This is a genomic window from Brevibacillus dissolubilis (genome assembly GCF_006170445.1).
GTDB classification, from domain to species: Bacteria; Bacillota; Bacilli; order Brevibacillales; family Brevibacillaceae; genus Brevibacillus_B; species Brevibacillus_B dissolubilis.
In genome coordinates, this window is the sequence record NZ_VCNA01000008.1 from 205,231 (window position 1) to 229,831 (window position 24,601).

The 24,601-nt window shown below is 51.1% G+C and carries 19 protein-coding genes; 6 read left to right on the top strand and 13 right to left on the bottom strand.

What is annotated here, in order from left to right:
* The first annotated feature begins 146 nt into the window (after positions 1-146).
* Entirely contained in the window at positions 147-2,531 is a 2,385-nt protein-coding gene (locus FGI41_RS16400) for a bifunctional diguanylate cyclase/phosphodiesterase (RefSeq protein ID WP_139491420.1), read from the top strand.
* An 87-nt stretch (positions 2,532-2,618) separates the two neighbouring features.
* Here the strand turns inward: FGI41_RS16400 and FGI41_RS16405 are convergent, their stop codons facing one another.
* Positions 2,619-3,341: a thioesterase II family protein gene (locus tag FGI41_RS16405; RefSeq protein WP_139491421.1), complete on the bottom strand. Its 723-nt coding sequence runs from the start codon at positions 3,339-3,341 to the stop codon at positions 2,619-2,621.
* Between the two features lie 103 nt (positions 3,342-3,444).
* Positions 3,445-4,878 carry an FAD-dependent thymidylate synthase gene (locus tag FGI41_RS16410; RefSeq protein ID WP_139491422.1) on the bottom strand — a complete coding sequence of 478 codons (1,434 nt, stop codon included), beginning with the start codon at positions 4,876-4,878 and terminating at the stop codon, positions 3,445-3,447.
* 256 nt (positions 4,879-5,134) lie between these two features.
* Here FGI41_RS16410 and trmB point away from each other — a divergent pair, with 256 nt between their 5' ends.
* The 3 genes from trmB (at position 5,135) to FGI41_RS16425 (ending at position 8,184) form a co-directional block, all read left to right on the top strand.
* Positions 5,135-5,776, top strand: a complete 642-nt coding sequence (gene trmB, locus FGI41_RS16415; protein ID WP_139491423.1) for a tRNA (guanosine(46)-N7)-methyltransferase TrmB — start codon at positions 5,135-5,137, stop codon at positions 5,774-5,776.
* A gap of 453 nt (positions 5,777-6,229) precedes the next feature.
* Complete coding sequence (locus FGI41_RS16420; RefSeq protein WP_139491424.1) at positions 6,230-6,580, top strand: hypothetical protein; 351 nt, start codon at positions 6,230-6,232, stop codon at positions 6,578-6,580.
* A 131-nt stretch (positions 6,581-6,711) separates the two neighbouring features.
* Positions 6,712-8,184: a L,D-transpeptidase family protein gene (locus FGI41_RS16425; protein WP_139491425.1), complete on the top strand. Its 1,473-nt coding sequence runs from the start codon at positions 6,712-6,714 to the stop codon at positions 8,182-8,184.
* A gap of 370 nt (positions 8,185-8,554) precedes the next feature.
* Here the strand turns inward: FGI41_RS16425 and FGI41_RS16430 are convergent, their stop codons facing one another.
* The 4 genes from FGI41_RS16430 to FGI41_RS25635 all read right to left on the bottom strand — a co-directional run bounded on the left by FGI41_RS16430 (position 8,555) and on the right by FGI41_RS25635 (position 15,448).
* Entirely contained in the window at positions 8,555-8,905 is a 351-nt protein-coding gene (locus tag FGI41_RS16430; RefSeq protein WP_139491426.1) for a hypothetical protein, read from the bottom strand.
* Positions 8,906-9,086: 181 nt separating this feature from the next.
* Positions 9,087-11,615 (bottom strand): PBP1A family penicillin-binding protein, encoded by a 2,529-nt coding sequence (locus tag FGI41_RS16435; protein ID WP_139491427.1) that lies wholly within the window; start codon positions 11,613-11,615, stop codon positions 9,087-9,089.
* Between the two features lie 331 nt (positions 11,616-11,946).
* Entirely contained in the window at positions 11,947-13,950 is a 2,004-nt protein-coding gene (gene tkt, locus FGI41_RS16440) for a transketolase (protein ID WP_139491428.1), read from the bottom strand.
* Positions 13,951-14,113: 163 nt separating this feature from the next.
* Positions 14,114-15,448: a globin-coupled sensor protein gene (locus FGI41_RS25635; protein WP_139491429.1), complete on the bottom strand. Its 1,335-nt coding sequence runs from the start codon at positions 15,446-15,448 to the stop codon at positions 14,114-14,116.
* 667 nt (positions 15,449-16,115) lie between these two features.
* On the opposite strand from FGI41_RS25635, the gene FGI41_RS16450 reads away from it, so the two are divergent.
* The gene (locus FGI41_RS16450; protein ID WP_176560313.1) at positions 16,116-17,702 is read left to right on the top strand and encodes a phytoene desaturase family protein; all 1,587 of its coding nucleotides are present in this window, start codon (positions 16,116-16,118) and stop codon (positions 17,700-17,702) included.
* A gap of 84 nt (positions 17,703-17,786) precedes the next feature.
* Here FGI41_RS16450 and FGI41_RS16455 read toward each other — a convergent pair whose 3' ends face one another.
* The 4 genes from FGI41_RS16455 to FGI41_RS16470 all read right to left on the bottom strand — a co-directional run bounded on the left by FGI41_RS16455 (position 17,787) and on the right by FGI41_RS16470 (position 19,822).
* Positions 17,787-18,149, bottom strand: a complete 363-nt coding sequence (locus tag FGI41_RS16455; RefSeq protein WP_139491431.1) for a hypothetical protein — start codon at positions 18,147-18,149, stop codon at positions 17,787-17,789.
* Positions 18,150-18,261: 112 nt separating this feature from the next.
* A complete protein-coding gene (locus FGI41_RS16460; RefSeq protein ID WP_139491432.1) occupies positions 18,262-19,137 on the bottom strand; it encodes a MerR family transcriptional regulator in 876 nt (291 codons plus the stop codon).
* An 88-nt stretch (positions 19,138-19,225) separates the two neighbouring features.
* A complete protein-coding gene (locus FGI41_RS16465; protein ID WP_139491433.1) occupies positions 19,226-19,426 on the bottom strand; it encodes a YqgQ family protein in 201 nt (66 codons plus the stop codon).
* Between the two features lie 3 nt (positions 19,427-19,429).
* Positions 19,430-19,822 carry a hypothetical protein gene (locus tag FGI41_RS16470; protein ID WP_139491434.1) on the bottom strand — a complete coding sequence of 131 codons (393 nt, stop codon included), beginning with the start codon at positions 19,820-19,822 and terminating at the stop codon, positions 19,430-19,432.
* 156 nt (positions 19,823-19,978) lie between these two features.
* Here FGI41_RS16470 and FGI41_RS16475 point away from each other — a divergent pair, with 156 nt between their 5' ends.
* Positions 19,979-21,148 carry an MFS transporter gene (locus FGI41_RS16475; RefSeq protein WP_139491435.1) on the top strand — a complete coding sequence of 390 codons (1,170 nt, stop codon included), beginning with the start codon at positions 19,979-19,981 and terminating at the stop codon, positions 21,146-21,148.
* A gap of 224 nt (positions 21,149-21,372) precedes the next feature.
* Here FGI41_RS16475 and FGI41_RS16480 read toward each other — a convergent pair whose 3' ends face one another.
* From FGI41_RS16480 to FGI41_RS16490, 3 genes are all read right to left on the bottom strand, one after another.
* Complete coding sequence (locus tag FGI41_RS16480) at positions 21,373-22,059, bottom strand: SanA/YdcF family protein (RefSeq protein WP_255298503.1); 687 nt, start codon at positions 22,057-22,059, stop codon at positions 21,373-21,375.
* Positions 22,060-22,155: 96 nt separating this feature from the next.
* Positions 22,156-23,469 (bottom strand): globin-coupled sensor protein, encoded by a 1,314-nt coding sequence (locus tag FGI41_RS16485; protein ID WP_139491436.1) that lies wholly within the window; start codon positions 23,467-23,469, stop codon positions 22,156-22,158.
* Positions 23,470-23,635: 166 nt separating this feature from the next.
* On the bottom strand, positions 23,636-24,427 hold the full coding sequence (locus tag FGI41_RS16490) for a stalk domain-containing protein (RefSeq protein WP_139491437.1): 792 nt from the start codon (positions 24,425-24,427) through the stop codon (positions 23,636-23,638).
* Positions 24,428-24,601: the final 174 nt, after the last annotated feature.

The following is a 24,601-nucleotide window of genomic DNA, read 5'->3' on the forward strand; positions in this document are numbered from 1 at the left end:
CAGGTTCTTCCGGTCTTTCTCATAAAAATGAAAAAATTTTAGATGTTTTTGGATTAAACATCCCATTTTTGTGGTATAAAACTTACAACGATATGAAAGGAAGCAGGAAGCGGTTTTAGAATAAACCGAATCTTGGGGGAATATCCATGTCACTGCGTAAAAAGACGCTGTTCTCAATAGGGATTACCACGCTCGGTCTGTTACTGATCCTGTATTTCTCGTCCCGCTTCATCCTCCTGTCGAGTTACGAGAATTTGGAGGCGCAGGGGGTTAATGAATCAGTTAAGCGTGTGCTCAATTCTCTGGAAGATGATCTGAGAAAATTACAGTCTCTCAATACGAACTACTCCGCTTGGGATGACACGTATGCTTTCATGAAGACCACACACAGTCCCGACGATGTTCTGTCTCATCCGTATATTATGAGCAACTATGGTGCCAGCACTTTTACCCTGAATAATATCAATTTGATCATGTTAATTGATGCGTCCGGAAAGGTTGTCTTCAGCAAGGCCTATGACCTCAGAGAGTATGAGGAGGCTCCTGTGCCTGACGATATCTATCAGCACATCCGCTCCAACAAGACATTTTTGCTGACACATGCAAGCTCGGTCGGTCATAAAACAGGGCTTCTCTCCTTAAAACAAGGAACGATGCTGATCTCCTCCCTGCCGATCGTTACCGGCGACCTGCGCGGCCCGATTCGCGGCACTGTTCTGATGGGACGCTATCTCACGCAAGACGTCATCAAGAACCTTTCTGACAAGACCCGCATTCATGTGAAGCTCACCCCTTTTACCTCTGTTGATCTGCCAAAAAACCTTGAGCTGAATGCCATGACGAGCATCAAGGATTCGCCGATTTGGATCGCTCCCAAAAACGGGGAAACCGTAACCGGCTCCGCGATCCTCAATGATATTTACGGCAAACCGACACTCAAGCTCACCATCGATCGTCCCCGTCTGATCTACCAACGCGGTCAGGACAGTCTGATTTACCTGCTGGCGGTCTTGGTTGCCGCAAGCCTCATCTTTGGTGTCATCGTCATCTTCATTCTGGAGAAGTCGTTGCTCTCACGTCTGACCCTCCTGATGAGAGGGGTTACGCAGATCAGGCAGAACCGCGATTTTTCCGCCCGGATTCCTGTAACCGGTACAGATGAGATTAGTCAGCTAGAACGCAAATTCAACTCGATGATGGATGCCTTGGAAGAATCACAGGAAAAAATCAAGCATCAGGCCTACCATGACACACTCACCATTCTACCGAACCGCTATCTGTTCTTCGATTCTCTGCACCGATCCATCCAGCGCCTCGACGGAACCGGGCAAAAGCTGGCCGTCCTGTTCCTCGACTTGGATAACTTCAAGTCGGTCAATGAATCACTCGGACATGACATCGGAGACATGCTGTTAAAAGAAGTGGCAAATCGTCTGAAAAGCGTGATGCGTCCGGGAGACAGCCTTTCACGGATGGGCGGAGACGAGTTTACGATGATGCTCTCCCCGATCACGGATGAGGCTGAGGTGGAAGCATACATCAAGCTTATTGAAAACGTGCTGTCCAAACCTTTCATACTGATGGATCATCAGCTGTTCTTCTCTACCAGTGTCGGTGTGAGTCTGTATCCAGACCACGGAAAGACCGCCGAGATTCTGGTCAAAAATGCCGACATCGCTATGCTTCGGGTCAAGCGCGAAGGCAAGAACGGCAGCCGTTTCTACTCCGAGGACATGAAAGACACCATCTCCCGCAAGCACTTGCTGGAGCAGTATCTGCGCAAGGCATTGGAATTTGACGAATTCCTGCTGTACTATCAGCCTAAGGTGAATATCCGTACTGGTCAGATTGTCGGCATGGAGGCACTCCTCCGCTGGGAGCATCCAATCTTGGGCCTTGTTCCCCCTTCTGAGTTCATTCCGGTGGCCGAGGAGACCGGCTTTATCCTCTCCGTAGGGGAATGGGTGCTCCGTACAGCCTGTGTCCAGAATAAAAAATGGCAGCACGCCGGATTCCCACATCTGCAGGTGGCAGTCAACCTGTCCAGCACTCAGTTCCAAGACCCCGATCTCGTGCAAAAAATCAATAACATTCTTAAAGAAACCGAGCTGGAGCCTGAATATCTGGAGCTGGAGATTACCGAAAGCATCGCGATCCAGAATTCAGACAGCGTCAATTACAAGCTGAACCTGCTGAAGAAGATGGGGATCAAGATCTCCATCGACGACTTCGGTACCGGCTACAGCTCCCTGAGCTATCTCAAACGATTCCCGATCGATACCCTCAAGATCGATAAGTCGTTCATCGACGACATCACGGAAAATGTAAGCATCCCGCGTGCCATCATCGCCATGGCGCAAAGCCTGCAGCTTCATGTCACCGCAGAGGGCGTGGAGACACAAGAGCAGCTTGGCATACTCGGCGAACTGGGCTGTGATGACATGCAGGGCTATCTGTTCAGCCGTCCGCTTGGTACCCATGATTTTGAACAGCTCCTGACACGTCAGCATCAAAGCGTAAAAGAAGCTTAATCCGGCTGCAGAACGCGTAACGAACCAAAAAGTAACCCCCAGGTGAATCTACTCACCTGGGGGTCTTTTACATAGTTTTCTATCCACTTATCGGATGACGCCCTGCTTGTCCGCCACCAACTGCTGTATCAATTGGCAGATACTCTCCGCATGATCATGCAGGAAGAAGTGCCCGCCCTCAAAATGATGAATGCTCATCTTGCCAAGGGCATATTCACTCCACTCCGGCAGAAGCTCCGCATTGACCAGATCATCCTCCGTACCATTGAGCACCACTACATCGGTATCGAGCTTCGGCTGGCTCTTATCATGGACATACGTATCCGCCAGTTTAAAATCGGCCCGCAGGATCGGCAGGAACAGCTCCAGAAGCTCAGCATGTTCCAGAATTTCTTTTGGCGTGCCGCCCATGCTGAACAGCTCTTGCTTAAACTCTTCATCCGAGAGCAGGTGGCGCTTTTTCCCTGACAATTGGCTTGGCGGTCTGCGTCCAGAAGGGATCAGCATCAGTGGCATGTTGTCGCCCTTTTGACGGATCAGCTGTGCCAGCTCATAGACCAGAATCCCGCCCAGACTGTGCCCGAACAGCACATATGGGGAACCATTCAGATGCGGCTTGATATTCTCGTACAGGTCGGAAACCGCCTCGCTCATGCTCTCATACAACGGCTCGATAAAACGCTTGCCGCGTCCACGCAGTTCAAGCGGATGCAACTCAACAGAATCATTCAAAAATTCTTTCCAACGCAGATACAACGTAGCGGAACCGCCGGAATACGGTACACAGAAAAGTTTGACAGGTTGTCTCATAATCCACCTCGGTTATTTATGGTACCTATCATTATAAACGAAAAAAGAGACAGCTACTACCACAGCTGTCCCTTTTTGTCAGATTATCCCGAAAGAATCTCTATTAACGTTTAAATGGATCAAACTCTTCCCGTGGATTCGTCACCCGGATATACGAAGCGAACTCCGGATAAGCCTCTGCCACACGCTCATACATCTGATAGGCGATCTCACGGTAGCTGAAGTGTCCGGTCGATCCAGTCCGCAGCTCAGCCATATACGCCGCCTGTTGCAGATCCATCTGGTGCAACGAACGGCAGAGCGCCCCCATCGGCAACAGATACATCCCCTCAACAGGACTCCACTCCGCCATCAGTTCACGCACCTCGGCATAGTGTGCATCCATCTCGCTCACATAACGGTCGTGAAGCCCGATCTCACCAAGAATCTCCGGCACTGCATAGCCCATGCCAAGGCTTGGCTCTTGCAGAGTTTTCGCCACTTTGCGGTGACGGTTGAGGTCGCGGAACGACCCTACATCCATCGTGATATCAAATACAAGTGGTTGCATCTGCAACTCTCTAAGCCAGCTGTCATGACGCCCTCTCCCAGAAAAGGCGATGTCGATCAGCTCTTGACGCTCTGCCGGCTGAAGCTTCTCCACTACCTCGTAGATTTGACGGTAGGACAGAGTCGATACACTGTAGAGCAAGGTCGTGCATGCCGTAAGAACCGGGTCTTGATTGACGAACAGCTCCACACCAAAACGCACATCCGGCTCGATCCCCGCAAGCAGTTGGTCAGCAACCAGCTTCAGGTTTTTGCGAGTCTCTGTGATGTAAAGATTTTCACCGGTATACTTGGCCAAAGTCGGCAACAACGGCCCCATCTCATCCGCGCCAAAATTCACCGGCTCATTCTTCACAACCGCATCCTTCAGCTCTTGGGCGATATCGGCAAGCTCCGGCAGCCCGTGTGAGAACAGGCGGCTGATCTGACGCTCCAGCGTACGTGCACTGGTGATCTGTCCGAGGCTGGTGTTGGTCGCAAGCGGCAACCAGTAACGTGATACGTCAAAAGCCCGCGCCCGCATCGTCCGCTGGTATGCATCCTCTGCCATCCCAGCCGGAGCCGGATACAGCTTGACCAGTTCGTTTTGCACCAGCTGTGTCAGTTCCTGATAAGTGGTAAACATCTGATCCGCTATCTCGCTATAACGTGCCGGAGCACCCGTCGGTACATAGTACTGGGTCTTCATAAAATCCTGATAGCGAGTCGAACGCTCCTGTCCGTCCCACAACGGCTCATCTACCAGTATCATCGCGGCCCAGATCGAAATCTGCTCAATCGCTACCGCCACATGGGCCAGATCGGCAATTGAGCTGTGCCCATATTGAAAATAGAACGTGTTGAGGAATTCCTCCGCCTTCTGCTGTGACAGCTCCTTGATGCTATCGCGCAGAGCCAGGCTGGAGCGGCTGTACTTGGCCATCCCGTAAGCGGTCACTTCCGGTGAACTTCCATAAATGGCATAGATGCTGCGACTATTCTTTTTCATCAACGTGCAAACCTCCCAGACGATGTCGATCCATGTAAAAGCACCTTTCCATTATCCCAGACGATGATCTTTTTGCAAGACGCATTTAGTCCCATTCTACTAGATATAGTGAGATCCTTCACAAAAACGCCATTTGACCATCCACTCATAGATTTTCCTCTTTACAAGAAAATTTCCATACAAAAAGCCGTGCCGATACGATAGAATAGTTCCTAGTGTACATCTATGAAGCGTTATGATCGAAAAGGAGGTTCCCATGCGTTTACGTAACATCCCTGGGGCAGAGAATGCCCTTCGCGAATACCCGACATTCGTCGACGAACCAACCCGCTACCGCGGCAAATGGGCCGAATACTTCGGCAATAACAACCCGATCCACCTCGAAATCGGCAGCGGCAAAGGCCGCTTTATCAATACGCTGGCTGCCAAGCACCCTGATATCAACTTTATCGCGGTCGAACTGAAGGCCGAAGTGGTGCTGCGTACCGCCCAGCGCACCGAATACAAAGCAATCCCGAATCTGGCTCTCATCCAATTCGATGCATCCAATATCACCGAATTGTTCACACCAGGCGAGCTCTCCCGCCTCTACCTGAACTTCAGCGACCCATGGCCGAAAAAACGCCACGCCAAGCGCCGCCTGACCCACTTCGGCTTCCTGCGCAATTATAAAACCGTCCTTAAAATCGGCGGCGAAATTCATCTGAAGACAGATAATGAGGCATTATACGAATTCTCCCTCAATCAGTTCGCAGATGAGCGCTTCCAATTGCGCAACATCACGTTCGACCTGCACAATTCCGAATGGGCAGAGAACAATGTGATGACCGAGTATGAGCAACGCTTCTCCGAACGCGGCCAACGGATTTACCGTGTTGAAGCAATTTACAATTCATAAGAACTCTTTATTTTACTTTATAAACCCCTGCTTCCAGCTTGGATAGCGGGGGTTTTTGTTTATTTTCATTCATTTCGGTTTACGAACAAATAACTATACACTTATTTTCGGTCTTTGGTCTGAGAAAAAAACCGACTTTAGTTTGTGGATATCTTTACCAATTAGGAGTATGATAATAGCAAGAACAGCAACAAACAGCGACATATCAATGAAAAACAGGGATTTTTCACTCCCCCCTTTTACCCCACATCAGGAATTTCGTTCATAAATCGTTCAAATGTAAACGATTGATAAAGCTTTCGTGAATTCCTTAAAAATTTATTAGAAAGTTTTATGTTAAAACTACTTTACAAACAAGATAAAAAGGGTAAAATAAACATTGTAAGTCGCTTTTGTACTGACCAGTCAAACCAATTGCCCACTATACAATTTTGAATAAGGAGTGTTTCATTTATGAAAAAGAAAAACCTCGTACTCGCTTCCTGTGCTCTGTTCGCTTCTGTACTCTTCACTAACGGTGCTCTTGCTGCTGAAGACAAAACTGCTGACGAAAACCGTGCATTCGATTTCTTCTCTGTAGACACTAACCTCTCTGGCGCAACTCCAACTACTGCCCCAGCTGCAGCTCCAGCAATCGACCCTAACGATGACAAAGCAGTAGACCAAAGCATCATCAACTACTACCTGCTCTCCCCTGGTGCGGTTCCAACTCAAACAACCAATGTTGAATCCAAACCAGCTACTGTAGAACCAACCAAAGCAACTGAAAACGAATTCCGTTCATTCTCCCTGATCTTCGGCTAATTGCTGATTCCATTAGAACTTTTAGAATGAAAAAGAAAGCCCCGGTTCAATTTTCCAATCTTGAACCGGGGCTTTTTTCCGCTTTATAGCTTGGCATTATTTACCGATATTATCCTAGAGAGGTGTTATCGGTGAAGAAAGCTGAATTTTTGCAAGAAAAGATTACGTTTCTCCTGCGCTATCCCGAGCAAAATGAGCTTGGTTTTTACCGCTTCTATACCCAACAGCACCCGGAGCATGCGATCGGCTGGCTCTATCTGGGCCGTGAATGGGAAAAACGCGGACAACAGCAAAAGGCGATTGATGCTTACCGCAAAGCGTTATCCAGCCCCAATCAAGGCGACAGCGCTGATGAGACCCGCGAAGCGTATCATGCGATTCTGCGCAAGAAAAAGCGTACGCACGTAAAGCATAGGACTCGCCGTTTTTTCTCATGGGCTTTGTTTACGGCGATTCTGCTGATCACCAATCCATGGCGCTCTGCCTCCCCTATGCCCCCACAGGAGATGCCTGCCTATCGCCCGGTCCCTGCCCCACCGGCTTCTGGCTCTGCCAATCATACCGAGGTGATCGCTGTCCCTCCCCATCAGAGTCAGCAGGCAGTGGCTAAGCATGTGCAGAATTACCTGCAATCCCGCCGATTCTCTGCCGATGGGCCGTTTACCCTGATGATCGTGCCGCAGACAGAGGGGATGCCTCTGTATACGCCGATGCCTTTTTACACGCCAAAACAGATCAAGGCAATCCTGCGTTATGATCCGAAAAAACGGGCGATTCTCTCCCAAAAGTGGTACGCTCCCACTTGTCCCTGCGAGCCTGACCGCAAGATGATTCAAGTGGTCAAACAATCGCTTGCCAAAGAACAGCGTGCCTTGGAGCAGGTCCTGATCGTCCGTAATGCACTGTACCGCCATTACCAGTTAACCGGCCGTCTGCCAGTCCAATTACGCGATCTGGCTGGGACGTATCCGACGAATTGGCTGCCTGCCGTACCGACTGTACCCGTACCGGTAACCGGCGCTCCCACGCCGTCTGCTCAGCCATTGCAGGCCAAATCGGTACCGCTCCCCTATCATCCAAAAGAATTCCGACCTGACGATGCCTGGCAAAGCCTCAGCAAGGTCATACCGCTTCAGAGCTATCCAGAGCCCTCCTCACCGCTTGGTCCCTTACAGATGCAGGTCAACCTACCCTCCTACACAATGACGCTTATGAGCGGGCCACATGTGGTCAGACAGTACCCGATTGGAATCGGACGTAAGGACTCGACACCGGAAGGATTCTTTACCGTCCTGCAAAAAGTGAACCAGCCGCGTGGACATGACAATATCTATGGTAGCCGCGGGTTGGTCTTCGCCAATGGGAATTATGCGATCCATGGCACCAATCAGCCGAAAAGCATCCGGCATGCCCAGTCGCTTGGCTGTATCCGGTTGTTTAACAGGGATGTCGAGGAGTTGTATACTCTGGTGAGTAAGGGCACAGATGTGATTATCTCGAAGAAGAAGGCTCCGTTGCCGTCGTGGAGTAACCCACCGTATTATCGCTATACGGCAAGGCCTGACGAGCAGACGCCGGGGATTGTTTATCGGTGGCTTCATTAAGGGCGGCTCAGGGGCGGAGGGCGGTTGGAGAAGCCTTGTGGAACCCTTTGCACGGAAGTGCTTACTGTCCGCTCCGAAGAGAAGAAGGGAGGGACAGGGCAAGAAACATCTGGGTGGTTCAGGGAAGTGAGACTGTTTGCCCCTAAGGGCGTTCCCTCCCTTCTTCTCTTCGGAGCTGGGTGAAAGGGTTCCAAGAGGCTCTCCGACCGCCCTCCGCCCCTGAGCCGAACCAGCCCTAGATGAAGGACGCGAGAAACAATCCAATAAAAATAAAAACATAAAAAAACAAGAACGAAAAAACATTAAAAAGAGCCGATTTCCTTTTACGGAAACCGACTCTTTTTTGTGCTTTTTCGATGTATTTGAAAGATTACTCTTCCATCTGGCTGTATTCTTCTTCATGGGCGGACTCTTCCGGGTACCAGTTATCCAGTACTTTTCCTTGGAGGACGCGGCCTTGCACGAAAACGGCTTGCTGTTCGGTGAAGTGGGCTTTCCAGTCGATGTTGAGCTCGTCGGCCATTTTGACAACGGTCAGGAGTTCAGACCAGGCTACGTAGCGTTTGTACCAGAAGAACTGAGGCTGCTCGTTCATGTATGGATAGAGGTCATCGAACTCTGTATGCTTACAATCAAGAGCACGCTCGAAGTGAATCTTGGCACTGTAAATTTTCTTAGCGAAGTATTCTTTCAACTCTTCAGCAGGTACAAAGTTTGTCATAAGGAATCCCCTCCCGATTTGCTCGTATATGGAGCCATTGCTTTAGGCTTATTGTAACATGAGATACGATATGCGGAAATAGTCAAACATTTGCCAATTTTACGTAATACCCCCACTCCGTTCATGGAAGGCGGGAAAAAACAAATGCCGACGCGTTGTGGCATCGGCATTTGCATGATGGTTACCCGGATGGAGTTGGTGTAGTTGATTGGTCTGGAGTAGCTGGTGGCTGCCCGCCTCCGCCTTGATCGGATGGTGGCATGATGTCAGGTGGTGGAAGCTGCGGGTTGCCGTTGGGATCAGTGGATGATGTCCCTGGATCACTTGGCTGACCACCGTTGCCATTGTTACCATTGTTGCCATTACCGTTGCCTGAAGGCTGGGATGGATCAGGGTTTTGATTTTGGTCACCATTTTGGCCTTGTTCACCGTCGATTGGGATCTCTCCCTCTTGCGGCTGACCGTTCTCCTCCTGCTCCTCACCGTCTTGGATGATCTGCTCCAATTGAGAGATATCCACTTCCGCGACATTGGAGGCTGGGCCTTCGACGCCGTCGATAACAGGAATGACCAGATATTTGTACAGGACACCGTCACTCACTGAATCTACATAAGTGGTCGCAGTTGATCCGGAGAGGATTTTTTCTTTTTGGTCTGGAGATTGGATGTAGCGGTACAGGTCATAGGTGGCATTCTGGTTGCTGGATGCCCAGTTGAGGATGACCTTTTGCTCGTTGTTCTCCATCGTCAGCTGTGCGGAGAGGCTTGGTGCAGACAGCTCAGCCTCTGGTTTCTTCTCCTCTTCTTCTACGCCGCCAGGACGCTTGAAGTCGGTGACTGGCTGTCCTTTGAGGGCCTCTGCCATGATGGTGGCGAAGAGTTTGGCCGGGATGTTGGAGCCGTCTTGTGGACGCAGCTCATGCTGTTTGTCTGGGCGGTCGAAGCCCATCCAGACGGCACCGACGTACTCAGGGGTGTAGCCGACGAACCAGGCATCCTTGTTGTTTTTGCCGGTCGCTTGGGTAGAACCGGTCTTCCCTGCTACAGGGCGGCCATCCTTCATGCGGGCGCTCTTCCCTGTACCTTCTTTGACGACACCGCGAAGCATTTTATGCACTTCCCATGCGGTATCGGCCGTGATGACTTGGGTTACGTCTGCGGTCTTCTCGAATGTCTCGTCTGTGCGGGTATCGACGATTTTGCTGATCACGTGGGCCTCAGTTACTTTCCCCTCGTTGGCAAAAGCAGAGTAGGCTTGCGCCATCTTGAGCGGAGAGGTCCCTTTGCTCAAGCCCCCGAGTGCAATGGCCAGGTTGTTGTCTTCTGGGCTGAGTTCAATTCCGAAATCCTTGAGATACTTCTGAGAGGTTTTGACGCCGATTTCGTTGAGCAGCCAGACGGCCGGGACGTTGTCTGAGTTGATTACCGCTTTGTACATGCTGATGGATTCGCTGTAACGGCCACTCCAGTTGTTTGGCTCATAGCCGTTGAAGCTTTGCTTTTGGTTGTTGAGGCTTGCGTACATGCTCCACTTGCCAGGATTGGTATCGATGGCTGGTGCATAGACGGCAAGCGGTTTGAAGGAAGAACCCGGCTGGCGCTGGATATGGGTCGCGTGGCTGAAGCCCTTGACCACATAGTTGCGGCCACCCATGATGCCGGCGATCCCGCCATTCTTCGGATCGATGACGACCATCCCCGCTTCGACCTGCTGTTTCGGGCCGTTTTTCGGGAAGTTCTTGGCATTGGCAAACGCCTTGGCCATCGCATCCTGCATCTTGCGGTCCATCGTGGTGTAGATTTTGAAGCCGCCTTTGTACAGCATCTCCTCGGTGATCATATAACGGCTCTCTGCCTCTTCCACGACATAGTCGACAAAAGCCTGGTCACCTTGCTTGTAGCGGCGGACATTGGTGTCATTGCCCTCCGGTGGAAGCGGCTCGGCCTGTGCCTGCAGCTTCTGCTCTTCTGTGATAAAGCCCTGCTCCATCATTAGGCGCAGGATGGTGTCGCGGCGTTCTTTTGCCTTATCACGCTTACCGAACGGCGCATAGGTAGACGGTGCTTTCGGTATCGCGGCCAGTGACGCCATTTCAGCCAATGTCAAATTTTTCAAATCATCTTTCTTAAAATAATATTTGGACGCCGATTTGACACCGAACATCCCTTCACCGAGATATACCTTGTTGAGATACATCTCCATGATTTGGTCTTTCGTGTACTTGCGCTCCAAGCTGACGGCGATCATCATTTCTTTGGTTTTACGGAAAAAGTCCTTGTCATTGTTGAGATAGACGTTGCGCGCCAACTGCTGGGTGATGGTACTTCCCCCTTCGGCCAGATCGCCTTGGCGGATATCCTTCCAGACCGCGCCCATGATCCGCACGATGTCGACCCCATTATGCTCGAAGAATCGTTTGTCCTCGACTGCGATAAAGGCATCGACCAGCTGTTGCGGTATATCCTTGCGCTCCACGTATTCACGCTTTTCCTCTTGGAACAGTGTCCCAATCAGCTTGCTGTCCTTGTCATACACTTCAGTCGCTTCAAGCTTCATGTCCTCCAGCTTCTGCAGATCGATCATCTGCTCGCCGGAATAGAGCAGCATAAAGTAGCCCCCAACGACACAAAACAAGAGAAAAAACACAAAAGCGATGACAAACATCAGAATCGTATTTTTTTTCTTCACTTTCCTCTTGGCTGTAGCCATATGATACCTCCAAATATGTTTCCTCTCTCCACCACTATAGACGGATTGCGCGGCAAAAAGTTTCTGTCCGCTTGCAGCAGCAGATGAATCCATCGAAAATCCCCTTTGGCTGTGTCTTGGTTGTGAGTCAGTACTGTCCTATATATTAAAAGAGACAGGCTGGGCTGTAAAGACGGTGAGGATTGGATGGGACTTTAAAAACAACTTGTTCGTTTAATGATACGAAAAATATCCACTAATGTTATACATTTTTAGAAAAAGTGAATCACACAAAAGCAGAAAAGCAAGGCAACCTCCCATCCGGAAAGCGCCTTGCCTTTTCTTTTCACACTTATTTCAATACCTTCTCCGCAGAAGCAACTACATTCTCTACAGTGAAGCCGTATTCTTTCATCACGCGGTCACCAGGAGCCGATGCACCGAATGTGTTGATGCCGATGATGATACCATTGTCGCCTGCATAACGCTCCCAGCCAAGTGGGTTGGCCATCTCTACCGCTACGCGTGCTTTGATGTGCGGCGGGATGACAGAGTCGCGGTATTCTTTAGGCTGACGCTCGAAGAGGTTCCAGCTTGGCATGGAGACGACGCGGGCTTGGATGCCTTTGGCAGCTAGCTCTTCGCGGGCTTGCATGCAGAGGGATACCTCGGAGCCTGTTGCAAGCAGGAGTACTTGTGGTTCACCATTCTCAGCGTCTGCTACCACGTATGCCCCTTTAGCTACGCCTTCTTGCGCTTTTTCAGCGGTTTGGGCGTAGTTCGGGAGGTTTTGGCGGGACAGCGCGAGGAGGATTGGCTCGTCCTTGGTCGTGACAGCATATCTCCATGCTGCATTGGTTTCGTTGGAGTCTGCCGGACGGATGACAGTGAGGCCTGGCATCGCGCGGAAGGATGGCAGATGTTCGATTGGTTCGTGGGTTGGGCCGTCTTCGCCTACTGCGATGGAGTCATGGGTGAAGACATACACCACTGGCTGCTTCATCAGGGCAGAGAGACGAACGGCTGGACGCACGTAGTCGGAGAAGACGAAGAACGTACCGCCGAATACTTTGACACCACCGTGAAGCGCCATACCGTTGAGCGCTGCGCCCATCGCGAATTCACGTACACCGAACCAGATATTGCGGCCTTCGTAGGAGCCTGGGAGCAGGTTGCCGCCGTCTTTGATCAGGGTGTTGTTGGAGTGTGCGAGGTCAGCGGAGCCGCCGATCAGGTAAGGAACGCGCTTCGCAAGACCGTTGATCGCGTTACCGGAAGCGGCACGGGTAGCAAGCTTGCTGCCTGGCTCATAGGTTGGCAGGTCAGCGTCGAAGTCTGCCGGCAGGTCGCCTGCAATCGCCAGCTTGAACTGCTCAGCCAGCTCTGGGTATTGTTGGGAGTACTTGTCGAGCTGGTCGTGCCAAGCTGCTTCGGATGCAGCACCGCGCTCTGCGGATTGTGCGTAGAGGCCGTATACATCTTGTGGAACGTGGAACTCTTCGTGCTCCCACTCATAGTTTTTCTTGGTGAGGGCGATTTCTTCTTTTCCGAGCGGCGCACCATGGGATGCTGCGGAACCGCCTTTGTTCGGAGAACCGTAACCGATGGTGGTTTTTACTTCGATCAGGGTTGGACGGTCGAGGTCTGTACGCGCTTCGCTAAGAGCCGCTTCAATCGCAGCGAGATCGTTGCCGTCTTCTACGCGCAGATATTGCCAGCCGTATGCCTGATAGCGCTGTGCCACATTTTCAGAGAAGGAGCGGCTCAGTTCACCGTCGAGCGAGATATCGTTGGAATCGTAGAGCACAACCAGCTTGCCCAGCTTGAGGTGTGCTGCGAGGGAAGACGCTTCAGAAGAGACACCTTCCATGAAGTCACCGTCACCGCAGATCACGTAGGTGAAGTGGTTGATCAGTTCAAAGTTATCTTTGTTGTATGTAGCGGCCAGGTGGCGTTCTGCCATTGCCATACCGACTGCGGTGGAGATCCCTTGACCGAGTGGGCCGGTAGTAGCGTCCACACCTGGAGTATGACCAAACTCAGGGTGACCCGGTGTTTTGCTTCCCCATTGACGGAAAGCATGCAAGTCTTCGATGGAGACATCGTAGTTCATCAGATGAAGCAAGGAGTAGAGCAACATGGAGCCGTGGCCTGCGGACAGGACAAAACGGTCGCGGTCAATCCAAGAAGGATTTTTCGGGTTCACTTTCATAAAACGGCTCCACAGCACGTGTGCCATCGGTGCCGCACCCATCGGCATGCCTGGGTGACCGGAGTTTGCTTTTTCAATCGCGTCAATCGACAAGGTACGAATCGTATTGATTGCTTTCTGATCCAAATGAGTTGCTGAAGACATCAGTATGGTTCCCCCCCGTGTAAGTTTTGCCAATCGTGATTATAGCATAGTTTGCGCCACATGTTACATTCATAACGGTCAAGTTACAAAAATTTTAAGCCACTCTGTTCACAACTCAGAGTGGCTTACGGGTGATACGGCTATGTCATATTTTGTCGTTGAACTATTCGGAGACGAGATCCTGTGCGGTATGGTTCAGTGTCTCGGCTGCCAGTGATACCTTGTGGGCTGCACTGCCGATCTCGTTGATCCCTCTCAAAAGCTGACCCATCTCAGCCCCTACCTCGTTGATCTCCCGGAGGCTGCGCTCGACGGAGAGTACGATATCGTCAAACGCTTTTTTGGTGGTGTCTGACTCAGACAGACCGCTTTTGACGACCGACTGAACATTGGAGATGGAGGATACAACTGCTTCGGTATATTGATTCGATTGGGTGACCAGTTCGGCAATCTGCTTGACCGAGACTTGCGTCTGCTCAGAGAGCTTGCGCACCTCATCTGCGACGACGGAGAAGCCGCGTCCATGCTCACCGGCCCGTGCCGCTTCAATCGCGGAGTTGAGGGCGAGCAGATTGGTCTGCTGGGCGATTCCCTGCACGATATCGACTACATGCTTGATCTGCTGGGCAGAGGCGGTCAGCTGACCGACGATCCGCTCCATCTCTACGGTGCTTTGGTGGATGGTATGGATACGTGATTCGAGCTCACTCAGCTTTTGCTGCCCCAGCTTGGCATAATCCTGTGTGCCTCTGGAGGTCGAGGTGCTCTCTTCCACGGCGTGGTTGACGTGGTTGGAGTTCTCGATCAACTCTTGAATCGAGGCGCTTGTCTCCTCCGTCAGTTGCGCCAGCTCCTCCCCGACGGTGACGATGGTCGCGCGCAATCTTGCTTTGATTTGCTCATGATGCTCCTCTTTTTGGCGGACGCTCTCTTTTTCGTATGCATCGAGAACCAGCTGCTGCTCGAAGTTGAGGATTTTGGCGATTACCTTGCTCACGGTGAGCCGCTCGGATGGATGGACATGCTCGTTGACGATATCGAACAGCACATTTTGCAGGTTCTGAAAAGCGCCCATATACCACTTCGGTTCCAGTCCGATCCGTACATGGGTCTCGGCCACCCGGATACGCTTACGCAAGAAGTTGATGTCCATGACACCATTAAACATTTCGACCAGGTGTGAACCGAGTGTCTGCTTGAGCCGCTCGACACTGCTGTGCTGCTGGATCATCTGCTTGAGATGAGGCACCTCCAAAACGCTTCCATAAAATGCTGCTACGATGGTCTGGATATGGCTCGAAATCAGCGGTTGGACCGACTTGGCCACCTGCAGATCTTCTTTGGTCAGATTGATCATCTTCATCTGCTTAATCAACTCAGGATCGTCAACACTGACCTTTACCTCTGTCTGCCGGGCTTGCTGTAGCACTCCTGCCGCCTGCTCGGCCTTGCTGATGCCTAACAATTGTTGAATCGACCTAAAAGGATTTTGACTCAAGTGAAACGCCCCTTCTGTTTCTTTCTGCTTGGATAACGAGCCATATTTATACGATAGATACTGCTTGCTTCTTCATATGGTAGAGGATTGCGGGTGCTTTGTCTAATGGGAACTTTTCAACAAATTCCGTCACGAAGCACTCTGCGGGACCTGGCCCGCGCCTGTTTCTTTTTGACCAGGCAAAGTCTCCTGATCCCATATACTCTGCCTAATATCCGACGTCGGCTGACGATTAACCGAATATGCCCCAAGCTTACGAACGAACGGATCGGTCATCAGCTCCTTCTCTGTGATCTTGGTGCAGACTTGCTGATGGAGGAATGCAAGCAATAGACAGGAGATGGGTTCAGACGTTATACGGTTTGTTCGAAGGTCAGTGGTTCAGCCAACGGTAGATTATCGCGGGATTCCCTTTCTTTTACACTCGCAGCATAGGAATGAAACATCTGTAGCTACACCCGTCTGCTGGTCAAGGTTAGTTGTTTCTGATGAGTAAAATGCCTGTCCGTTGTTCTTTACATAGGTTATACGTTAACTATATGATAATTATACAACAAATACAACGTGCTTCTCGAAAGGATCGGACATTCATGACAGAGCAGTTTTGGGTTTTCCAATCTCCCCCTCCGATCCGATGTATTTGGCCATACGAAACGGAGGAATTCCCGTGACCAAACCATCTGTCGGGATCATCGGCGCCGGAATCAGCGGTCTGTTCGCCGCTGCTTTTCTCGCACAGGCAGGCTTCCCTGTCACCCTAATCGAAAAAGCCACCACAGTTGGCGGCAGTGCCGGCTATTATCGGCGCCGGGGCGAGGTGTTTCCCACCGGGGCGACGGTCGCCTTCGGACTGGAGCCGGGCGGACTGCTTCGCGGCCTGCTCGATGACCTGCATCTTCCACTCGATGTGAAGCCCCTCCCCCATGCCATGGATGTCGTCCTGCCAGACCGAACTGTGTCCGTCTATTTGGATCGTCAGTTGTGGGAGCATGAACTCACCGACAAGTTCCCCGAGCAAAAAGACGCCGTTCTCCATTTCTGGCGCCATCTTGCCCAAATCGCTTCCGATGTGCTCGATGTCTCCAAGACACGGATTGCCCTGCCACCCCGCCATTTCAGCGACTTGGGCAGATTCCCGTCGTTTGCTTTGCGGCATCCTGCTGTCCTTTTTCGAACGGGACGCCACAGTCTGATGACCGTTCATGATTTGCTGAAACGTTATGGACTTGAGCACTACCAGCCTTTTGTGCAGTTTCTCAATGCACAGCTGATCGACGCGACACAGGTGGATGTGACCCGCTCCGCGTTGCTTCCGTCGAGTCTTGCGCTGGATGTGTACCGGCATGGCTCCTTCTATATACCTGGTGGCTTTGGGACATTGGCCGTGGCATTGTGGGAGCGGATTCTGGCGCTGGGCGGGGAGGTTGTGCTGGCTCAGAGTGTGAGTTCCTGCCAGTATGATAGCGGGAAAAAGGTGTGGCATGTGAGGACGAATCGGGGAATGGAGTTTACGTTTGCTACCCTGTTGAATGCGTCCGGGGTGGAATTTCCGAATCGGACAGCTGATGGTTATGATACCTACAGGGATTTTGCTGCACCACCTTCTACCGCTGCTTCATCGATTGATGCCACTGAAGCTGTTGCTTCAGATGAATGGGGCGCAGTGAGACTGGATATGACAGCGAAGGGCTTGACGGCAGGACCGTCCTCCTCCCCGCTCCCTTTTGCCTATCAGATGATACCGTCTGCAGATCATGCCAGACTGTGGGGAGATCCGCATGGGCCGGTTTATATGACCATTCATCCGAGATGTGACGTCCCGCAAAATCAGCAGGCTTCCGAGAGTGGACTTGCTGGAGTGAGCTCCCCTGACTCCCTGCTCATCACCGTCTCTGTCCACTCCCCTGCCAAGCAATGGCTCGGTCTCTCCAAGGAAGCCTATTCCTCCCTGAAAAAGGAAGTGACCGAAGCGATCCTCACCGAGTGTGAGCGCGTTCTGCCTGATTTGCGGGAGAGCCTCTTGAGCTGTCATACCGGCACACCAGCCACGTACCAACGTTATGTAGGCAAAGCCCAGGTCGGAGGCAGACCGCTCACGGTGCAGAATGCGGTTCTTTTTCCACGGGGTGCTAGAGGAGAGCATAAGCAGCTGTTTTATGCAGGTGAAAACCGTTTTCCCGGACCGGGTACACTCTCTGCGGCATTGAGTGGGTATTTTGCGGCACGGGCCATCCAGAATCAGAATCTCGGTTAAAACAGACAAGCACCCGGTGGCTGTACGTAAGAGTACAATCAATCGGGTGCCTCACATCATAACCGTTACCTTACCTTCTCTCCTCTACTTCCTCCGCGAATACCACGCCGCACCAAGCACCACCATGCCCAGCACTCCGGCCCACACACCTGTCCCAATGCCCCTCCAATAGGTCGCATTGGTAGTTTGGATGGCCTTCGTCATGTCCTTTTTCACTTCCCGCTCGATCGCATCCCTCGTCTGAAACCGCGTAGAGGCTGAGACCGCGACCTCAAGCACCGCATCCGCCGGAAAATGAATCTGTGCCCACGCCTGATTCAGCCAGCGGTCTTTGGTATAGACAATATAGTAGGCATTCTCCACATACTCTTCCCCCAGCTTCTCATACCGGTAAAAGTAAGCCACCGCCAACAGGCTCGCCAGCAGGATCAACAGCCATTTCCGCACAGACACCCCTCCGTTCCCCACAAGCCATCTACCATTCCGAATCTTGGTATTTTCTCTACCATAAACAAAAAAGCCCAGAAGAGCAACCTCTCCTGAGCGACATATCCAAAACCTAGACCATCTCTTGTTGATACCAATTCTGCCATTCGTGCACATCCCCGCTGACCGCCCATGGCCGCAAGTCGTCTGGCAGCTCCTTGTCCTCTACCCCCTGCCCGCCGATGACAAAGCGAAGCTTCGGGAACTTGACACTCAGTTCAGCCACCAGCTCAGAGACAACCGGAAAATGCTTCCCGTGGCTCAGTGAAACCGCTACGACTGAGACGTCGTTGCCCTCAATCACCTGAGCCAGCCCTTCATTGGGCGTATTCGTGCCGAGATAGATGACATCCACACCGTTTTTGCGCAAGAACAAGGTAAACAACAGAAGTCCCAGCTGATGATGCTCTCCAGATGGACAGAGCGCCAATACCTTGGGCAGCTGCGGATGAGTCGGGAACACCCGGAAAAACTGCATGAATCTCTGTGTAATCAGGTTGCTGGCAAAATGCTCCTGAGCTACCGAGACCACGCCATCCTCCCACTCCTGACCGATCCTGTGCATGAGTGGAGCGAGCACCCGATAGAACACCTGCTCATAATGAAACATGGAAAAAGCCAGATCCAGAACCGCATTGGCCTTGCCCGTGTCAAATGACAGCAGGCTCTGATGAAGCGTCTCGCTGATCCCCTCAAAGCTCGGAGACTCCGGTACCAGTGTCTCTTCCTCACGCTTCTTCTTGAGCAGCTGCACCGCCTGGCTGATCGTCATGCCCCGTTCCTCGACCTGACGCTTAAGCCAGCGCAAATCCTCAATATCTTGATCTGTATACAAACGATGTCCCGATTCACTGCGCTTCGGCGTGACGACCTGATAGCGGTTCTCCCAGGCACGGATGGTGACCGCAGGCATCTCCAGCATTTTCGAGACCATTTTGATATTATACATAACGGTAAGCTCACTTTCTGTTTTGAAAAGCGAAACATCTTCTGTTTTGTATAAATATTGTATAGTAAATGTATATCAGTGACAATACCTACTGCACGTCTTTGCGATATTTTTTGCGCAGGGCCATCATGGCTTGCAGATATTCTTCTGTCTCGATGATACCAGCCAGCTTCAGCTCCTTGATCTCATCCTCGATCAAGAGAAAGTCGCCTTCCGGATCACCCGTATAGATGAAGATTCCAAACCGCTTCAAGAAGGCAGTCAGGTCAAAAGGACGTTTATCAAGCACGCCCTACTCCCCCCACTCTGCTTCGATCTGCTTGCATACCGCTTCAAAATCAAATTCGACCACAAAGCCGGTGATGACGATGATCTTCGCCTGCGGATAAGCCGCCTGCCACTCGTCTTTTTCCGCTTCCTTCAGACCGACGAAATACAGAGGATAGCGTGACAGTTCCTCGTCCCCAGCCAGCTGTGCGAGGAAGTCTTTATTCTTCTCCTTCTCGTGAGCCAGATTGATCACGATCACGGCCTTGTCCACTTCGCCAATCTCACAGTGTTCTTTCATTAATTGCAGCGTCTTGGTCGTCGGCACGACTGCATTGATCACCGGAAAATAGTCCAGCAGCTCGTCCAGCCAGTCATCCTCTTCCCAAGCCAGATAATATAGCATATTTCTAGACATGTCGTTATACACCTCAACTCATTTATGAACCTGCTTGATGCCATTTGTTCATTATAGCACGAAAGTACGGAACTTGACTTCCGAAGCCCCATACCGTATGGTGAATCTTGTGTAATTATTTTCTTCCGTACTTTCCGTAAGAAAGAGGTTTTTCGTGTGCAGAAAAAGCAGCTATTGCTATTATTCCTAATTATGTTTCTGATGATGCTCGGTTTTGGAATTATTATCCCGATCCTGCCTTTCTTCGTAACCAAAATCGGACAAGCTGATCCGTTCCAATTAGGTCTCTTGTCTGCCAGCTATAATATTATGCAGTTTCTCTTTTCCCCAATCTGGGGCAGGCTGTCTGACCGGGTTGGACGCAAGCCGCTGATATTGCTTGCCCTGATCGGTTTTGCGGTAACGTTTGCGATGTTCGGTCTGTCGGATTCGTACTATGAGATGCTGACCTGGCGTATCCTTGGCGGGATCGTATCGGCAGCGGGGATTCCGACCGTCACTGCGATGGTAGCCGACATCTTCCCACCGAACGAACGGGCAAAAGGCATGGGGATCATCGGTGCGGCTGTAGGCATGAGCTTCGTGTTCGGTCCTGTAATCGGCGGACTGCTCAGCAAGATCAGCCTCTCCTATCCGTTCTATGCTTCCGCTTTTGTCGCTCTGATCACCTTCGTCTACGCGATCACCGCCCTGCCGGAGAGTCTGCCACCGGAAAAACGCCTCAACAACGCGACCGAACGCCGCGGCAACCCCATCTCTGCACTGACCGGGTCGCTTGGTCTGATGTACAATGTCTTGCTGGTCGTCTCTCTCGCTTTCGCCGGAATGGAGACGACATTCGCCCTCTATATCTTTGATCAGTTCGGAATGAATTCTGAGCAGCTCGGTTACATGTTCCTTGTGATGGGGATTATCGGTGCAGTTGTCCAAGCCGGAATGATCGGCAAGCTGGTCAAACGCTACGGTGAACCTGCCATCCTTGCTGTCGGTATGCTTTTCTACACCATTGGCTTTATCGCGGTGCTCACCTCTGATAACTTCTGGAGCTTCGCCCTAACGCTCTCCCTCTTCGGAGCCGGACAAGGGATGATCCGTACCACTGCGACCGCGATGATTACCCAGCGCACCCAGCTGGGCCAAGGGGTCACCTCCGGCAACATGAGCGCGATGGACAGTCTGGGCCGTATCGTCGGTCCGATCATCGGCGGCGCTCTCTACGGCTTTCACTACACCATGCCGTTCTGGTTCGGAGCCTTGCTGGTAGGGCTGATGCTCGCCCTGTTCCTCTCCCGCAGAAGCTATCTGCCGAAGCCTACAGGGATGTGATTGACTCCCTATGATATCGTCTCGTAAAAAAACCGTTTGTCCTACGACTTTGGTCAGGACAAACGGTTTTTTGTGGTTTAATTACCCAGAAAAACAGGTAAAAAGATAGTACATCATGGAAAGGGGCAAACCATCATGACATACGATAAACTGTTTCTGGCCCTGGGTGTTGTTTTCCTAAGTTCAGGTTTGATCCTCGGTATTTATATGACGATGACATTCTTCTAAAGCTTTTCTTTGTTATCATCGCGCGTTTTTCGCCCGTCTCCACTGATCGGGATTGCCTCCCCTAAATAGGTGGGTTGGGGCTTGAAGACATGGACGAATAGATAATCCTTGCAGCGTGCCGCAATCTCACGCAGCTGGTTCCGCTTCATTCCATAGTAAAGCTGCCTGTCAGACGCTACTCCATATGCTTCAAGCCCCAGCTGCCGTGCGACATACAAGGATCTCATCAAGTGGTATTCCTGAGTGACAATAATGACCTTTTTCACCTTAAAAATCTCTTTGGCACGGTACATGCTCTCATAGGTACTAAATCCCGCATGATCCATAAAGATATCCTTGCCGTCGATCCCGTGCTCTTCCATATAGCTGCGCATGGCGTTCACTTCGTCATACTCTTTTCTGCCGTGGTCCCCGCTGACCAGAAGCTTATCTGCTTTGTCCTTTGTGTACAGCTCCATGGCGACGTCCACCCGGTCTTTGACGATGGCTGACAGGCGTCCATCTGAGTATACCTTGGCTCCCAGCACCAAGATCGCGTCCGCCTCAGGTACTTCCTCTGGACTCATCATATACGCTGCTCCTGTACTCCTGACCTGCGCGTCTACTCCCAAGGCGGCAGCTGTCGTCAGAACGAAACATGCGAGGAGACCGAATATTCCTTTTCGCAGTTTTCTTCTCATCATTCTCACCCTCTCCCATCCAATATAGCAAAAAAAGCGACATCCTGCTGTAAAAATCAGGATGTCGCTTTTTGGTTTACATAGAGAAACTGGTGGGAACTAGTCTGCCAGCTTATTGGCGGTGCGTGCTACTTCTGCGACCGCTTTGTTGATATCCTCGATGATTTTGGAGAAGCTCTTGATCTCGTTCTCTACTTGGGAGCTTTGCTCCTTGCTTGCGCTTACCGCACCGAGGATCTGCTCGAAGAAACGCATGGTTTCACCCATGGTACCAGAGTTGGAGTTGACGAGCTGCTGTACCTTTTTCGCGGATTCCGCTACGCTTGCGGTCTGATGATTGGTCTTTTCGATCAATTCAGATACACCAGAGACGGATTTCTTGGTCTCTTCGGCCAGCTTGCGTACCTCGTCTGCTACGACGGCGAAGCCACGGCCATGTTCACCGGCGCGGGCTGCCTCGATGGCTGCATTGAGTGCGAGCAGGTTGGTCTGTTCCGCGATGGAGGTGACGACGGAGACGATGTCACGGATTTTTTCGGAGATATCCTCGAGTGTGTTGATCTCGGAAGCAATCTGCCCCATGCTTTGCTGGATCTGGTTCATTTCGCCGCGCTGCTGCTCCAGCTTCTGCTGTCCTTCACGGGAGAGTCTTTCTGCATTGGCAGAGTACTCCAGGCCGCTCTTGGTGTAGGCCACCACCCCTACAGACTGATGGGTCAATTCTTGCACAGAGGCACTTGTCTCTTCGGACAGGTATGCCAGCTCATTAGCCATCTGGTTGAGCTTGTCACGCATCTCTTGCTTGCGCTTCTCCTCTTCTTGACGGATACGCTCATTTTCATTCTCGTAGGCTTCGAGCACCAGCTGCTGTTCGAAGTTAAGCAGCTTGGTCACCACGATCAGTGAACGGTGGTACTCCTTTTTCTCAGGCAGATAACGGTCCAGAAGCGCCATCATGGACAACAGCAGATCTTGGAATGATGCCATGTACCATTTGGTATCCAGACCAATGCGTACGTGGACATGTGCAATGATGTTCCGCTGCTTGAGAAACGCGGCATCGATCACACCGTTGAATAATTCAGTAATATGACGGTTAAGCGTTTTCTTAAGACGGTCCACACTGCTGTTGTCTTGGATAATCTTCATCAAGGAGCTTTCATGTTCCAAGTTCTTATAAAATTGAGAAACGATCGCTTCAATATGCTTCACGACGATCGGTTGGAGTGATTTGGCGACGGCTAAATCCTCTTTGGTCAGTTGGATCATGCTCATTTGTTTGTGAATTGAGCTGTTGCGCGGCACGTCCAATACTACCTGATGAATCAATTCGGCTGGCGGTGTAAGCCGGATCGAATCCGTATCGGCATCCTTTTTCGATCCGAACAAGGTGGAAAATGGATTTTTTGGCATTGAAGTTCCCCCTATAAAAGCCCCAATAGTAACCTTTTCTATATGATTCAATACTAATACATATATACCCTTCGTGTCTGCATGTAAACCCTTTTATGCGGACAGATTCATTTCTAATTTATAGAAAAAAAGAGAGCCGCAGGTAATTATAACCTGCGGCGGTCTATTATTCAAATAGGGGTTTTCCCGTACTTGCGTCAAGGAAGCTGATTGTGGTGTATGGCGGCAAGTTGACTTTACCGACCAGATATGGATAGCTGATCACCTGCGGATACATCATGCCCGGTTCTGGTTCCGTCAGGCTGATATAGACCTTGAGCTGCTCCCAGGATTGCTCTTGCTTGACGTATTTGATCCCGTATCCCGGATTTGGCACTTCGCCTCTGGCGACGACGAAGAGGTTTCCTTTGCGGTGTACTCCTTTGGTCTGCTTCACAGAATTGACAAATTGGACTTCTTCCGCAGTCAGTGTGGACTCATCGACAACTGTAAACTGATCTTGAGTGTTCATGGTCATTGGGTTCACCTCGATCATTTTTTCAGCAGCGTTCCAGCCGACTTGATAGGAGAAAGATTCTAACGCATAGCGCAAAGGTACGTAGACCTCGCCAGCCTGGGTGATGGCGCCCTGTTCCGAGGCTTTCCATTCACCGCCCATGTTCACTTTGTCAGTGTTGGGACGAAAGCCTACTTCTGTTCCGTTGAGATTGAGAAATACTTCTGTCGCCCCAGTTCCGCTTTTTACTTTGGCATTGATGAGGGCGGCGAGGTCGTTGACTTGGATCATTGTGCGCCCTTTGATATTGAGGAGCGGTTTTTTCAGTGTATTTTTGATCTGTTTGTTTACTTGGATTTGGACCGGAGCGGCCGCCGGAGTCTGCGCCTGTGCAGGTGTGACCGTCGCGCCGATGGAGACTCCAATGGTCAGGGCAAGCGCAAGAATGGAGGTGTGTTTCATTTTGATTCATCCCCTTCTGTGGTGTGTAACCTGTATGCCTTATTGACGGTGGCTGATCGTCAAACGTTTCAGCATCCGGCAATATATCTTGCCAATGTCCTCTTGAAGATACTATAATCGTGTTGTTACATACAAGCAGAAGGCCATGTACGATCAGGTACAACCTCGGATGAG

Coding starts and splice junctions, on each gene's coding strand:
- FGI41_RS16400 (WP_139491420.1), top strand. CDS start 147: ATGTCACTGCGTAAAAAGACGCTGTTCTCAATAGGGATTACCACGCTC.
- FGI41_RS16405 (WP_139491421.1), bottom strand. CDS start 3,341: ATGAGACAACCTGTCAAACTTTTCTGTGTACCGTATTCCGGCGGTTCC.
- FGI41_RS16410 (WP_139491422.1), bottom strand. CDS start 4,878: ATGAAAAAGAATAGTCGCAGCATCTATGCCATTTATGGAAGTTCACCG.
- trmB (WP_139491423.1), top strand. CDS start 5,135: ATGCGTTTACGTAACATCCCTGGGGCAGAGAATGCCCTTCGCGAATAC.
- FGI41_RS16420 (WP_139491424.1), top strand. CDS start 6,230: ATGAAAAAGAAAAACCTCGTACTCGCTTCCTGTGCTCTGTTCGCTTCT.
- FGI41_RS16430 (WP_139491426.1), bottom strand. CDS start 8,905: ATGACAAACTTTGTACCTGCTGAAGAGTTGAAAGAATACTTCGCTAAG.
- FGI41_RS16435 (WP_139491427.1), bottom strand. CDS start 11,615: ATGGCTACAGCCAAGAGGAAAGTGAAGAAAAAAAATACGATTCTGATG.
- tkt (WP_139491428.1), bottom strand. CDS start 13,950: ATGTCTTCAGCAACTCATTTGGATCAGAAAGCAATCAATACGATTCGT.
- FGI41_RS16460 (WP_139491432.1), bottom strand. CDS start 19,137: ATGTATAATATCAAAATGGTCTCGAAAATGCTGGAGATGCCTGCGGTC.
- FGI41_RS16470 (WP_139491434.1), bottom strand. CDS start 19,822: ATGTCTAGAAATATGCTATATTATCTGGCTTGGGAAGAGGATGACTGG.
- FGI41_RS16480 (WP_255298503.1), bottom strand. CDS start 22,059: ATGATGAGAAGAAAACTGCGAAAAGGAATATTCGGTCTCCTCGCATGT.
- FGI41_RS16485 (WP_139491436.1), bottom strand. CDS start 23,469: ATGCCAAAAAATCCATTTTCCACCTTGTTCGGATCGAAAAAGGATGCC.
- FGI41_RS16490 (WP_139491437.1), bottom strand. CDS start 24,427: ATGAAACACACCTCCATTCTTGCGCTTGCCCTGACCATTGGAGTCTCC.